The sequence below is a fragment of the Gemmatimonas groenlandica genome, assembly GCF_013004105.1.
GTDB classification, from domain to species: domain Bacteria; phylum Gemmatimonadota; class Gemmatimonadetes; order Gemmatimonadales; family Gemmatimonadaceae; genus Gemmatimonas; species Gemmatimonas groenlandica.
This window is the reverse complement of sequence record NZ_CP053085.1, coordinates 4,293,053-4,306,161: the sequence shown is the minus strand read 5'-3', so window position 1 is coordinate 4,306,161 and position 13,109 is coordinate 4,293,053. Positions and strand designations below refer to the sequence as shown.

11 protein-coding genes are annotated in these 13,109 nt (G+C 65.4%); 4 read left to right on the top strand and 7 right to left on the bottom strand.

Annotation, left to right across the window (positions count from 1 at the left end; all coding sequences use genetic code 11):
• The first annotated feature begins 67 nt into the window (after positions 1-67).
• Positions 68-1,096 carry a dienelactone hydrolase family protein gene (locus HKW67_RS18485; protein WP_171226786.1) on the top strand — a complete coding sequence of 343 codons (1,029 nt, stop codon included), beginning with the start codon at positions 68-70 and terminating at the stop codon, positions 1,094-1,096.
• A 45-nt stretch (positions 1,097-1,141) separates the two neighbouring features.
• Here HKW67_RS18485 and HKW67_RS18480 read toward each other — a convergent pair whose 3' ends face one another.
• Complete coding sequence (locus HKW67_RS18480) at positions 1,142-1,591, bottom strand: Lrp/AsnC family transcriptional regulator (RefSeq protein ID WP_171227746.1); 450 nt, start codon at positions 1,589-1,591, stop codon at positions 1,142-1,144.
• Between the two features lie 95 nt (positions 1,592-1,686).
• Here HKW67_RS18480 and rocF point away from each other — a divergent pair, with 95 nt between their 5' ends.
• Together rocF and rocD are read left to right on the top strand one after the other, a co-directional pair.
• Positions 1,687-2,637 carry an arginase gene (rocF, locus tag HKW67_RS18475; protein ID WP_171226785.1) on the top strand — a complete coding sequence of 317 codons (951 nt, stop codon included), beginning with the start codon at positions 1,687-1,689 and terminating at the stop codon, positions 2,635-2,637.
• 14 nt (positions 2,638-2,651) lie between these two features.
• On the top strand, positions 2,652-3,860 hold the full coding sequence (gene rocD / locus HKW67_RS18470) for an ornithine--oxo-acid transaminase (RefSeq protein ID WP_330998917.1): 1,209 nt from the start codon (positions 2,652-2,654) through the stop codon (positions 3,858-3,860).
• Between the two features lie 310 nt (positions 3,861-4,170).
• On the opposite strand, the gene HKW67_RS18465 is transcribed toward rocD, so the two are convergent.
• From HKW67_RS18465 to HKW67_RS18445, 5 genes are read right to left on the bottom strand one after another with little or no spacing between them, the layout of a single operon-like run.
• Positions 4,171-5,469, bottom strand: coding sequence for an MFS transporter (locus HKW67_RS18465; protein WP_206044492.1), 1,299 nt, complete (start codon positions 5,467-5,469; stop codon positions 4,171-4,173).
• Positions 5,466-6,482, bottom strand: a complete 1,017-nt coding sequence (locus HKW67_RS18460; protein ID WP_230981059.1) for a threonine ammonia-lyase — start codon at positions 6,480-6,482, stop codon at positions 5,466-5,468. The genes HKW67_RS18465 and HKW67_RS18460 overlap by 4 nt, the downstream gene beginning before the upstream one ends.
• Positions 6,479-7,072 carry a YbhB/YbcL family Raf kinase inhibitor-like protein gene (locus HKW67_RS18455; protein ID WP_171226784.1) on the bottom strand — a complete coding sequence of 198 codons (594 nt, stop codon included), beginning with the start codon at positions 7,070-7,072 and terminating at the stop codon, positions 6,479-6,481. The genes HKW67_RS18460 and HKW67_RS18455 overlap by 4 nt, the downstream gene beginning before the upstream one ends.
• Positions 7,069-7,932, bottom strand: coding sequence for a DUF1028 domain-containing protein (locus HKW67_RS18450; RefSeq protein WP_171226783.1), 864 nt, complete (start codon positions 7,930-7,932; stop codon positions 7,069-7,071). The genes HKW67_RS18455 and HKW67_RS18450 overlap by 4 nt, the downstream gene beginning before the upstream one ends.
• 48 nt (positions 7,933-7,980) lie before the next feature.
• On the bottom strand, positions 7,981-9,423 hold the full coding sequence (locus tag HKW67_RS18445) for a glycogen synthase (RefSeq protein ID WP_171226782.1): 1,443 nt from the start codon (positions 9,421-9,423) through the stop codon (positions 7,981-7,983).
• A gap of 109 nt (positions 9,424-9,532) precedes the next feature.
• On the opposite strand from HKW67_RS18445, the gene glgC reads away from it, so the two are divergent.
• Positions 9,533-10,798, top strand: coding sequence for a glucose-1-phosphate adenylyltransferase (gene glgC / locus HKW67_RS18440; RefSeq protein WP_171226781.1), 1,266 nt, complete (start codon positions 9,533-9,535; stop codon positions 10,796-10,798).
• Positions 10,799-10,813: 15 nt separating this feature from the next.
• On the opposite strand, the gene HKW67_RS18435 is transcribed toward glgC, so the two are convergent.
• On the bottom strand, positions 10,814-13,075 hold the full coding sequence (locus HKW67_RS18435; protein WP_171226780.1) for a PAS domain-containing hybrid sensor histidine kinase/response regulator: 2,262 nt from the start codon (positions 13,073-13,075) through the stop codon (positions 10,814-10,816).
• Positions 13,076-13,109: the final 34 nt, after the last annotated feature.

Genomic DNA, 13,109 nt, shown 5'->3' with positions numbered 1-13,109 from the left:
CGCTGGCGCGACGGTCTCTCCCCACTGAGATTCCGTGTGTCGTTCCCACCTTTGCCAGGAAGCTCCCATGTCCCGCCGCACTTCCCTGATCGCCGTCGCCCTGCCCACCGTCGCGATCCTCGCCGGCTGCACGCTCCAGCGTTCGTCGTCCAATCCGACGGCCGACGATCACATGGCGCATATGAATGCCGCCGATCGCGCGGCGCCGGCCGCGGGTGCCACCGCCGGTCAGGGCATCGCCGGGCTCCCCGCTAGCAACAACACGGCGCCGGCACGGCTCAAGGCGAGCCCGCGTCACGCCGAATGGGTCAAGATCGCGTGGGGAGCCGGGTCGGCCGACTCGATCATGGCGTGGGTGGTCTACCCCGCCAGCCCGAACAGCCGCGCCAAGGCGCCAGTGGTCGTCGTGGTGCACGAGATCTTCGGACTCTCCACGTGGGTCCGTGGTGTGGCCGATCAGGTGGCCGCCGATGGCTTCATCGCGATTGCCCCCGATTTTCTGTCGAAGGTGCGTGGCGGCCCGAGCAGCGTGGAGCTGTCGTCGGATTCCGCTCGCAAGCTCATTGCAGGCGTGAATGCAGCCGAGCGCAATCGCGCGATCAGTGCCGCCGCGAACTACGCCATGATGCTGCCCAGTGCGCAGCAGAAGTACGCCGTGATCGGCTACTGCTGGGGCGGACAGACGGTGTTCATGCATGCCGTGAACGGCGGCCTGAAGGGCTTCTCGGGCGGCGTGGCGTTTTACGGCCTGCCGTACACCACTGGCGGTACGCCCGCGACGGCGACGACGGCCGCGGTGCCAGCGAGCATCAACACCGACTCGATCGCCAAGATCAAGCAGCCGGTGATGCTGTTGAACGGCTCGAAGGACGCGCGCATTGCGGCCGCAATGCCGGCCCTCGATTCGATCATGAAGGGGCTCAAGAAGGATTACTCGGGCACGAACTACGAGGGTGCTACACACGGCTTCCTGCGCGCGCAGGGTGACCCCAAGGCCACGCGGGATGAAGCCGAAGAAGCGGCCAATCTCGCGGCTACGAAAGACGGCTGGCCCAAGACGATCGCCTTCCTCAAGAAGAACCTCGGCGTGAAGTAAGCGCCGCGTGTAGGTCTTCTCCCGCTGTCGACGCGAGGCTCGTGGTCAGAGCTTCTGCGTCGACAGCAGGAGGCTGGTCTCGGAATTGGCCACGCCCTTAATACTACGAATGCGACGCAACACCGCGTCGAATGTCTCCAAGCTGTCGGTGCCGATTTCGGCCACGATGTCCCAGCGCCCGTTGGTCGTGTACAGCGCCTGCACCTCGGGGTAGCCCCGCAGTGTGCGCAGGATCGCGTCCGAGCGATCCCCTTCAATGCGGTCGCCTTCCACCGCGATCGACATGATCGCCCGCACGCGATGCGCCGCCGCTTCCGGCGTGGTGCGCACGGTGAAGCCCAGCAGCACGTTGTCGGCGATGAGCCGGTCGATGCGGTTCTGCACCGTGCCCCGCGACACCTTGAGCTGTTTGGCCAGCTGCGCCACCGACATGCGGGCGTTTTCGCGAAGGAGCCCGATCAGGCGTAGGTCCTGTGCGTCTAGGTCTTTGAGCATATTGCCAAATTTATCCTGCATTTCGTCAGATAGTGAAGCATTTATGGCAATTCGTTGAACTTGTTGCTGTCACTGGCAATCGGCAGCTTGGAGTCATGAATGCGACCTTCGCCTCCCCTGCCCGCGCAGTAGTCAAACCGTGGACCGGCACCGTCCAGCTGATCGGCGTCCCCATGGACTTGGGCGCCAGCCGCCGAGGGGTGGACATGGGCCCGTCGGCCATGCGCCTTTCCAGCCTCACCGCCCAACTCGAGCGACTGGGACTCGCGGTGCAAGATGCCGGCAACGTGCCGGTGCCCGATCGCACGTCGCTCGCGAACGAACCGCGCGCCGTGCTCGACGCGATCACCGAGGTGTGCATCGATCTCGCCGACCGCACCGCCGCGGCCGTGCGCGCCGGCATCCGCCCGCTGGTGCTGGGCGGCGATCACTCGCTGGCCGCCGGCTCCGTGGCCGGCACCGCCACCGCCCTTGCCGAACGCGGGCAGCGCACGGGACTCATCTGGCTCGACGCGCACGCCGACTTGAACACGCCGCAATCGAGCTTGAGCGGCAATGTGCACGGCATGCCGGTCGCGCACCTTCTGGGCTTCGGGCATCGTCCGCTGCGTCAGCTGTCCACGGCCATTCCAGCGGTGAGCCCCGAGCATCTCGTATACGTGGGGCTGCGCGATCTCGACGACGCCGAGCGGGCGATGATCCGCGAACTGGGTCTGCATGCGTACACCATGCGCGACATCGACGAGCGCGGACTGCGCGCCGTGATGGACGAAGCGGTCAGCATCGCGACCGACGGCACCGGCGGCGTACACGTGTCGTGCGACGCCGACTGGGTCGATCCCGCCGAAGCGCCGGGCGTGGGCACACCGGTACGTGGTGGCGCCACGCTGCGTGAAGCGCATCTCGCGATGGAGATCGTGCACGACTCCGGCGCGATGGTGGCGATGGACCTGGTGGAAATCAACCCAATTCTCGATCGACAGAACCAGACCGCTGAACTGTGCGCGGAACTGATCGCGAGCGCGTTCGGCCGTCGGATTCTCTAAGCACGGAGCACACCATGACGTCGACCACGATGACCACCACCGACGAACTGATCGCCCGCGAAGACGCGTGGGGCGCGCACAACTATCACCCGCTCGACTTGGTGATCGATCACGCCGAGGGCGCGTGGGTGACCGACGTTGAAGGCAAGCGGTACCTCGACTGCCTCAGCTCCTACTCGGCGGTGAACCAAGGCCACTGTCATCCGCGCATTCTCGCCACGTTGGTGCAGCAGTCGTCGCGCGTCACGCTCACGTCGCGCGCCTTCCGCAACGATCAGCTGGGTCCGTTCTGCGAAGAACTCGCGGCGCTGTGCGGCATGGAAATGGTGCTGCCCATGAATACCGGCGCGGAAGCGGTGGAAACGGCCATCAAGGCCGCACGACGGTGGGGCTATCGCACCAAAGGCATACCTGAGAGTCAGGCCACGATCATCGCCTTCGAGAACAACTTTCACGGACGCACCACGACCATCGTGGGCTTCTCGTCGGAGCCGGCGTACAAGGCCGACTTCGGCCCGTTCGCACCGGGGTTCGTGCTTGTACCGTTCGGCGATATCGCGGCAGTACGCGCGGCGATGACGGCGCACACGTGTGCGGTGCTGATCGAACCGATTCAATGCGAGGCCGGTGTGCTGATGCCGCCCGACGGATTTCTGGCCGAGCTTTCGGCGTTGTGCACCGAACAACAGGTACTGCTGATCGCCGATGAGATTCAAACGGCACTTGGTCGCACCGGCACCATGTTCGCCTGCGATCATGATGGCGTGACACCAGACATGTACGTGCTGGGCAAGGCACTCTCCGGCGGATTCTATCCGGTGTCGGCGGTGGTATCGCGCCGCGAGGTATTGGGCGTGTTCGGCCCCGGCTCGCACGGCAGCACCTTCGGCGGCAATCCACTCGGCTGCGCCGTGGCGCGCACCGCGCTAAGCGTGTTGCAAGACGAGCATCTGGTGGAGCGATCGGCCGAGCAGGGTGCGTGGTTCCTGGAGCAGGTGCGTACGCTGCGTCATCCGGCTATCAAAACCGTGCGTGGTCGCGGCCTGATGATCGCGATCGAGCTGCACGAGAAGGCACGGCCGTATTGCGAGGCGCTCAAAGCGCACGGCATGCTGTGCAAGGAAACGCACGACACGGTGATTCGACTGTCGCCGCCGCTGGTGGTGAGCCGGGAAGATCTGGCGTGGGCGGTGGGACAGCTGCGAGCGGTGTTTGCGGGCTGACGCGGCGAACTGCTCAGTACTCAGTTCTCAGTGCTCTGGCGACAGGCGTCAGACTTGGTATAGTGGTCAGAATCGAGCAGCCGCAGTGCTCAGTACCGAGAATATCCTGACTGCGCGTGCGACGGCGGGGATGCGTTGGGGCGACGGCTCGCGACAGACCCCGCGAACCGTCAGCTCCACGAAACCCGCTCGGTACTGAGCACTGTCGCTGCTCGATTCTGAACACTATACCGATCAGAGTTCTGAAGCCAGTTCACTGAGTACTGAATCCGCGCGGTACGGCGCTGGAGCCGTCACTTCCGCGCTGCCGCTACTCCAGCTCCTTCCCCTGCGTATTCGGGATTACCGACCACGTAAGCGCCGCCAATAGATACGCCGAACCCGCTACCGCGAATGCGGTTTGAAATCCGCGAGACGTAGCCAATGACCCCACCGTAAACGGTGCCGCCGCGCTCGCGATGCGTCCGATGTTATACGTGAATCCCTGCGCCGAGGCGCGGATCTGCGTGGGGTACATCTCGGCCGTCACTGCACCGAAGCCACTGAAGAAGCCGGTGCCGAAGAACGCCACGAAGGGTCCGAGCAACAGCAGCAGCAACGGGTTCGACAACGAGCCGTACAGCGGCAGCAACAGGCTCGCACCAAGCAAGTACACCACGTACACCTTCTTGCGGCTCATGACGTCGGTGATGTACCCGAACGACACGTAGCCCAGCCACATGCCGAGTTGCATGAACACCACCAGCTTGGACATGGTGGCGGTGCTGAGACCGATACCACCCTGCGTCGCGGGTAGCGAGAGATACGCCGGAATCCAGCCGTTCATGCCCCACCAGCCGAACAGCGTACAGGCGTTCATGAACGTGACCGCCGCCGTGCGCTTGAACATCGCGCCGCGGAAAATGTCGAACACCGAATGCATGCGCTGCGCATCGGGAAGCTTGGCCGCACCAGTCCGCTTGGCGTCGAGACGCGCCGCGTGCAGCGACTTCCACGCGTCGGGCTCTTCCACGCTGCGGCGCACCCAGAGTGTGAAGAATGCCGGCAGGATGCCGATGAAGAACACGGCGCGCCATCCGTAGGTGGGCAGCACGAAGCCCACCACCGTGGCCGCCGCCGCGAAGCCGATCGCCCACGCGCTCTGCATGAACGCGAGCGCGCGTCCACGCGACTTGGCTGGCCAACTTTCCGACACGAGCGCGGCACCGCTGGCCCACTCGCCGCCCATGCCGAGTCCCAGCAACGCGCGGAAGAACGCGAACTGCCAGAACGTGTTCGACAGGCCGCAGGCAGCGGTGAACACGGAGTACAGCAGCACACTCGCAATCATCGAGCGCGTGCGACCGTAGCGGTCAGCCACCCATCCGAAAAACAGGCCGCCCGCCGCGCCGCCCAGCAGCGTGATCGAACCCAGCGCACCAGCCTGCGCCTTCGTGAGGCCCAACTCGGCGATCACCGCCGAGAGCGTGAGCGAGAAGAGCATCACGTCGAAGGCATCGAGCGCCCAGCCCATGGAGGCGGCGACCAACGCGCGGCGGGCCTGCGAGGGAGCAACGCGCCACCAGCCCATCAGGCCGGCGTCGGAGGGAGCGAGAGATGCTAGGCTCACGCGAGCAACTGCGCCGCAAACGTCGCCGCGTCGATATTCGCGCCACACACCACGATGCCGACGCGCTTCCCTTCTAGCCGTTGGCGTAGCGGATACATCAACGCCGCCAGCGACGCCGCACCAGCTGGCTCCACGGCAAGTTTCGCCGCACGGAACGTGAGACGCATCGCCTCGCGGATCTGATCGTCGCTCACCAGCACCACTTCGTCGACAAAGCGGCGGTTGAGCGCGTACGAATACGGCTCGCAACGCGGCGCACCGAGTGAATCAGCGATGGTGCGTACGGCGTCGATCGACTGTGGCGACCCGGCGGCGAAGCTCCGCGCCAGCGTGTCGGCGCCCTCGGGTTCCACCACGTACACCGCCGTGCTCGGGCTCATCTGCTTCACCGCACACGCGACGCCGGCGGTGAGTCCTCCCCCGCCCGCCGCGACGATCACGGCATCAAGCTCCTCGCCGGCAGCGCGCACCTGATCGATGAACTCCATGCCCACACCGGCGGTACCAAGCGCGGTCTTTGGGCCCTCGTACGGGTGCACGAACGTGCGTCCTTCGCTCGCTTCGATCTCTTCCACGCGTGCGAAGGCGGCGTGTACGTTCTCCACCAGTTCCACGGTGGCGCCCAGTTCACGACACACTTGCACGCGAAAGGCGTTCGCGGTTTTGGGCATCACGACCGTGGCGGTAGTGCCGAGTACGCGCGCCGAGTAGCCGAGTGAAATGGCGTGGTTGCCGGCGGATACGCCCACCACGCCGCGCGCGAGTGCGTCGGCATCGAGATCGAGCATCACCGACAACGCGCCGCGCGGCTTGAAGCTGCCGGTACGTTGGAAGAGTTCTTCCTTCAGCCACACGCGCGTGGTGTCACCCACTGCGCGCGACAGCGCGTCGTCGACCAGCAGCCGCACCGGCGTAGTGATCACGCGATCGCCGAGTCGTGCGCGGTTGGCGCGGATCGCCTCGACGGTCGGGAAATCGATCTCGACGTCCGTATTGTTCACCGATGACGTCACGGCGCCGACCGCTTGTACAGACCCACCAGCACACCCTTGCCGCGAATGTGCGAGGCCATGGCCGTCATCACCTCGCGCCGCGTGAGCGGTGGCGACATGCCCGTCGGTGCCACGTTCACCATGGCATCGAGCGCGTACAGCTCGAACACGTAGTGATGCGCCGGTCCGGTGGCCGGTGCCGCCGGGCCGCGATAGTACGGGCCCGTACCACTGATCTGGCGCATGCCGTTCGATGCCTGCGCGCCCTGCGGTACGCCCTCCGGCAGCGACGTGGCGTTGCCGGGGATATTCCACACCATCCAGTGCAGCAGGTCGTCGTAGCCGTCACCGATGGCCGCGTCGGCATCGTGCACCAGCAGCACGAAGCTGCGCGTGGAATCGGGCGCACCGCTCCAGCTCAGCGCGGGCGACAGATCGCGTCCGGCTTGCGCGTAGCGGGAGGGAATCATACCGCCGTCGGTGAACGCCGTAGACGTGAGCGTCATCACCTGCGTCGCCGGCCGACGCTGCGCAAACGCGCTGGTAGCAACGCACAGCGCCGCGCTCACGAGCGCAACGCGGGCCAGCGCCTTCGTCATCACGGCGCTCATGAGAACGACTTCGGCATGCGCTTCCGCCACACGTCGTACCGTGCTCGCAGCGTCTTTACCGGATTCAAATTCTCGCCGGCCTTGATCGCGTTCGGTCCACCCTGCTCCGGCTGCACCACCGTGAGATACATCGCGTAGGTCCCGTTGCTGTGCGAGTCGCCGCTGGCGTCGTTCGCGTTGGCCATCAGGATGTACGCGATGTACGATGTGCGTCCTTCACACGGACTCGCCGGGGCCGAGCCATCGGTCGGCAGGGGCGGACAGACACATCGGCTGTCACCGCCGTACTGATCGGCCGTTTCGAGTGCCGCCATCACGCGATCGGTGAGCGCGCCCTTGGTGTGCAGAAAAGCCTTCACCGCGTTCGGGATCACTTCACCCGGACGCAGGATGTTGCCCTGAATCGAGTAGTAGATCTGCGTCCCCGGCACGCGGCCCTGAATGTCTTGGCTCACGTAGCCGTTGGTGAGCCCCGAGTGTCCGGCGCTGCGCCCGGTGAGATCGAGGATACCGAACTGTCGTGATTGAAAGGCGGGATCTTCGGAGAGCATCTCGATGATACGCGTCGGGTCGGTGCCCTTCTGGAGTTCACGATACACCAGCATCTGATTGGCGTGCGTCCCGTCCACGCCGGCCTGACAGGCGGCGACACCCTTGCCGGGAACGACCACCGCCTGAATGCCCATGAGGAAGGCGTCGTTGTTGTTGACGCAGGTCGCCGAGGCGATGACGACACGACCGGTCGCCGCGTCGACGGCGATCACCGACCAGGTGGCATGGGCGACTCGGGGGACGGTCACCGAGAGCGCAACGAGGGCGACCGCGTAGCCAACCACGCGGCGCAGAAGAGATGTCAGCATCCCGCTAACGTGCGCCTCGAGCATGCGGTATCGCAAGGGCAGCGTGTCTTACCGTCGCGCCAACCTCGCGGCCCAGTCGTACACGCCGCCGTACTGCTGGGCCGCGAAATCCCACGAGTTGTCCTCGCGCATGCCGCGCGCCCGCAGCAGCGCCCAGCTTTCGGGGTCGCGATACACCTGCAGCGCACGTGCAATCGCGTCGGCGAAATGTTGCGCCTCGTACGGATGGAAGCGGAAGCCGTTGCCATCAAAGCCTTCGCGCACGGTGTCGTTGAGACCACCGGTGGCACGCACGATCGGCACACTGCCGTAGCGCAACGCGATCATCTGTCCCAGTCCGCAGGGTTCGAAGCGCGATGGCATGAGGAAGGCGTCGCTGCCGGCGTAGATACGCTGGGCCAAGGCGGCGTCGAAGCCGATGCGCACGGCAATGCGGTGCGGATGAGCCCGCGCATGTTGCTGCATCACAAACTGCAGGTGCGCATTGCCCGAACCCAGAATCACCAACTGCGCATCGGTGCGTTGCAGGATCCACGGCATGACCTGATCGAGCAGGTCGAGTCCTTTCTGCTCCACCAGCCGCGACACGATGCCCAGCAGCGGACGATCGGGGGCAACTGGAAGTCCGAACTCCTCCTGCAGCGCGGTCTTGCACACGGCCTTGCCCGAGAGATCGTCGACATCGAAAGTGGCCGCGAGCTGCGCGTCGGTGGACGGATCGAACGCCTCGCGATCGATGCCGTTCAGAATGCCGACCACCCGATCCCGCTTGGCGCGCAGCAAGCCATCGAGCCGCTCGCCGTACTCTGGCGTCATGATCTCCTGCGCGTACGTCGGGCTGACGGTGGTGACGACGTCATTGAACAGGATGCCACGCGCCATGAAGTTGAACGTGCCGGCGATCCCGGGGCCCATGCCGTCTTCGGGCAAGCCGCCTTCGGTCAGCCCCGCCAGCGCCAACGTCTTGGTGCTGCGCTGCCCCTGATACGCCAGATTGTGAATCGTGAACACGGTGGCGACGTGGCCGAACGTGTACGCGAGATACGTCTTGAGATAATTGGCGATCAGCGCAGCGTGCCAATCGTGGCTGTGCACCACGTTGACCTGCCAGCGTTCCACTTCACGCAGATGCTGCATCAGCGCCAGCACGCCGCGCGCGAAGAGAATGAAGCGGCGATCGTCGTCCCCTTCCCCGTAGATGGCCGAACGCTCGAAGGCGGCGGGGATGTCGAGCAGATACACGGGCGTCTCGCTGCCGGCTAACCGCCAGACCCGGAGCTCCTCCTGTCGCTCGCCAACCGTGACGAACGATGCGGCAATGGGGCCTTCCACCGGGATGCCGCGCTCGCGCAGTTCGCGGAAGTAGGGCATCACCACGCGGACGTCATGCCCGGCGCGCCGCAGCGCCGCCGGCAGCGCACCAGCCACGTCGGCCAGTCCACCCGTCTTGATCAGGGGGGCGACTTCAGCAGCCGCGAAGAGGACGTTCATGGCTGAAAAATGCAGTCTGGAATCGCTTCGGGACACCCTTCCGCGCGATCAACCCGCGACACAGAATGCAGAGAGGGCGATTTCCTTCCCGATTGCGAGTATCCCCGATATGACGTCACCATCCCGCCCGAGCACGATTGCCCGTAACGCCATGGCCTACGTACTGGCGGGGGGACGCGGCTCCCGACTCTACGAGTTGACCGATCGACGGGCGAAGCCAGCGGTGTACTTCGGCGGTAAGACGCGCATCATCGACTTCGCCCTCTCGAACGCGCTCAACTCGGGCATTCGGCGCATCGGCGTGGCCACGCAATACAAGGCGCACAGTCTCATCCGACACCTGCAGCGCGGCTGGAACTTTCTGCGCCCCGAGCGCAACGAAAGCTTCGACATTCTGCCGGCCAGTCAGCGTGTGAGCGAAACGCAGTGGTATGACGGCACCGCCGACGCCGTGTATCAGAATATGGATATCATCGAGGCGTATCACCCGGAGTACATGGTGATTCTCGCCGGCGATCACATCTACAAGATGGACTACGAGCAGATGCTCGAGCAGCACGTCGCGCAGAACGCCGACGTCACGGTTGGCGTACTCGAAGTGGCCCGCAAAGACGCGTCCGGATTCGGCGTGATGCACGTCGATGCCGAGGATCGCATCGTGCACTTCCTCGAGAAGCCGGCCGACCCGCCGGGGATTCCGGGCAATCCGGAGCGGGCGCTGGCCAGCATGGGCATCTACGTGTTCAAGACCACGTTCTTGTTCGACTTGCTGCGCCGCGATGCCGCCGACCCGAGCTCCTCACGCGATTTCGGCAAGGACATCATTCCGTATGTCGTCGCGCACGGCAAGGCAGTGGCGCATCGCTTCGGCACGTCGTGTGTGAAGGCGCATCGCGAGTTGGAGGCCTACTGGCGTGATGTCGGCACGATCGACGCGTACTGGGAAGCGAACATCGACCTCACCAGCGTGATTCCGTCGCTCGACTTGTACGATCAAAACTGGCCGATCTGGAGCTACAGCGAAATCACCGCGCCGGCGAAGTTCGTGCATAACGATACGCATCGCCGTGGTGCCGCCATCAATTCGCTGGTGGCCGGCGGCTGTATCGTGTCCGGCTCGCACGTCGAGAAATCGCTGCTCTCCACCGGCGTCAAGGTGCACTCGTTCGCGCACCTCGATGGCGCCGTGGTACAGCCGTACGTCGAAATCGGTCGCGGCGCCCGGTTGCGCGATGTGGTGATCGATCGCGGTGTGGTCATTCCCGCCGGTCTCGTGGTCGGTGAAGACGCCGAGAAGGACGCCAAGCGATTCCGCCGTACGGACAAGGGTCGCGTGTTGATTACGCAGCCGATGATCGACCGGCTGCCCGAATGAGCCCCGTCGTGCGTGTCATCCGATCACGGACTGCAGTGCATCCAGCAGTTCGCGACCGCTGATCGGCTTCTGCAGTACCATCGCGGCGCCAACGAGCTCCTGCGCGTCGGAAACGTGCCCCGAGAGCACAATGACGGGCACGCGGGGAAGGGAGGAGCGGATCTGCGGTAGCGCCTGCGCGCCCGACAACCCGGGCATCGACAGGTCGAGAATGACCGCGAGAACGGGCTCCGTGCGAACCTCGCGCAACCAGTCAAGCGCGACCTCGGCACTCTCTGCCACCTCCACACGCACGCCACCTCTGGTTAGTTGACGCGAAACAGCGGTGCGCACCATCGGCTCGTCGTCGATCAGCAGGACAACGCCATCCGGAAACACGTATTGCGACGGTGACGACGCGGAGGATTCGTTGGTCTGCGGCGCGACGAGCGGCAGGCGCACGAAGAATGCGGTGCCATCCCCCAGCGTGGACTCAACCCGCCAGGTGCCGCCCGCGTCGGCGATACTGTGAAAGGCCGACGCCAGGCCGAGCCCGGTCCCTCGTCCCGGACCCTTGGTTGAGAAGAACGGCTCTCCAAGTCGCTGCAGCGTGTCACGCGACATGCCGTGACCGGAATCGCGCACCGTCAAACTCACGGCATCGGCCCCGTCCGCCTCCAATCGCACGAAGAGTCGGCAGCGGTCGCCTCCGAGCATCGCGTCACGGGCGTTGAGACACAGATTGAGCACAACCTGCTGCAGCTCACTCGCGCTGCTTCGCACGAACGCCACCGGCAGTGCGATGTCATCCACGATCGTGATGCCGCGATCGAAGGTTTGTCGGCACATGTGCACCGCTTCGCGCGTGATCGCGGCGAGATCGACCGATGCATCCGCGGCCGTCGGCTCCGCCCGACCAAGGGCGAGCATACGCCGCACAAGATCGGCGGCGCTGCTGGCGGCACGTGCCGCGTCCGACAACGATGCGCGCGTTTCCGGCGACGCGTCGTCCCGCGCCATCTCGACGTTGGGGAGTATGACGGCCAGCATGTTGTTGAAGTTGTGCGCGATCCCCGCCGCCATGTCGCCCATCGCCTCGCGCCGCTGTCGGCGTCGCAACGCCTCTGCCATCCGGTGCTCCTCGGTGACGTCGAGGATCACCCCGGTGTACAGGACGCCCTCGTCGGTGCGCTCCGGTATGCCGTGCACACGCAGCCAGCGCAGCCCCCGGTCGGGCAGCGTGACCGACAGCACGTGATCGAAGATCTCCTGCTTCGCGACGTACGCGTCGATGTTGGCGAACAGGGCGGCCTGCTCGGACTGGCCGAGTAGCGTCGGCAGCAGCATCGGGTTTGCGGCGGCAACTTGGGGATCCACCCCGAGCACCTCGCGGATTCGTCCGGCCAGAAATGGCATCCGGTCGGGACCCTCGGTGGGTCGAAGGAACTGATACACGACACCAGGTACCGCATCGAGCACGCGTTGGATCTGCGCGCGACTCGCCTCGAGCGCGAGCGTGGTCTCCCGTTCGGCCGTGATGTCGGTAAAGGTCGCGACAATGCCGCGCAATGCGACGTCGCCGGGGTCGAACATCGGGTCGGCGCGCACGGCCACCCAAGCCAGGGCACCACTGGCACGCGACACGCCGAGAATGGTCTCGCCGGCGGGTTGGCCCGTGCGACGGGCAATTTCCGACGGGATGACGGTGGCGTCAGCCGCCACGCCGTCGGTCGTCACGAGCTGCCATCGCGGATCGGTGGCGGCGCGTCCGCTCATCTGATCGACGGTGAGCCCGAGGACACGCTCTGCCGCGGCGTTGGCCGCACGGATCGACCCGTCCGGCGCGTGTAGCACCAGGCCTTCTGACATCGAGCGGAACACCGACTTGTACACCGCATCCTGCTCGCGATACTCGCGGTGCGCATCGCTGACGTCACTCAGGGTAATCACGACGCGCTCGACGACGCCGTTGTCCGATCGCTCAGGAATGGCCGACACCTGGATCCAGGCCCGTTCCGGCCTATCGTCGCGGCGCACACCGAGGATAACGCCGCGCACGGGTTCGCCGGAACGCAAGGCGCGCGGCCCCGGATGCTCATCCGGCGCGACGGGGTCGCCGGTCGCCTCGATGACATCCCATCGTGCGTCATCGGTCGTTCGCGAGGTCATCTCGGCAGCGGCGATCCCAAGCATCTCGGTGGCCTTGGGGTTCGCGTACACGATGGACAGATCGCGCGCCTGTACCACCACGCCAACGTCCAGTGCACGGAGAGTCTGCTGCCAATCGGGCAAGGGCATGCGAACAGGGGCGGGCGTGGTTTGGAGCTTCGTC

What these genes read in the sequence shown, in the direction of transcription:
- HKW67_RS18485 (WP_171226786.1), top strand. Translation starts at nt 68, where the DNA reads ATGTCCCGCCGCACTTCCCTGATCGCCGTCGCCCTGCCCACCGTCGCG.
- HKW67_RS18480 (WP_171227746.1), bottom strand. Translation starts at nt 1,591, where the DNA reads ATGCTCAAAGACCTAGACGCACAGGACCTACGCCTGATCGGGCTCCTT.
- rocF (WP_171226785.1), top strand. Translation starts at nt 1,687, where the DNA reads ATGAATGCGACCTTCGCCTCCCCTGCCCGCGCAGTAGTCAAACCGTGG.
- rocD (WP_330998917.1), top strand. Translation starts at nt 2,652, where the DNA reads ATGACGTCGACCACGATGACCACCACCGACGAACTGATCGCCCGCGAA.
- HKW67_RS18455 (WP_171226784.1), bottom strand. Translation starts at nt 7,072, where the DNA reads ATGAGCGCCGTGATGACGAAGGCGCTGGCCCGCGTTGCGCTCGTGAGC.
- HKW67_RS18450 (WP_171226783.1), bottom strand. Translation starts at nt 7,932, where the DNA reads ATGCTGACATCTCTTCTGCGCCGCGTGGTTGGCTACGCGGTCGCCCTC.
- HKW67_RS18445 (WP_171226782.1), bottom strand. Translation starts at nt 9,423, where the DNA reads ATGAACGTCCTCTTCGCGGCTGCTGAAGTCGCCCCCCTGATCAAGACG.
- glgC (WP_171226781.1), top strand. Translation starts at nt 9,533, where the DNA reads ATGACGTCACCATCCCGCCCGAGCACGATTGCCCGTAACGCCATGGCC.
- HKW67_RS18435 (WP_171226780.1), bottom strand. Translation starts at nt 13,075, where the DNA reads ATGCCCTTGCCCGATTGGCAGCAGACTCTCCGTGCACTGGACGTTGGC.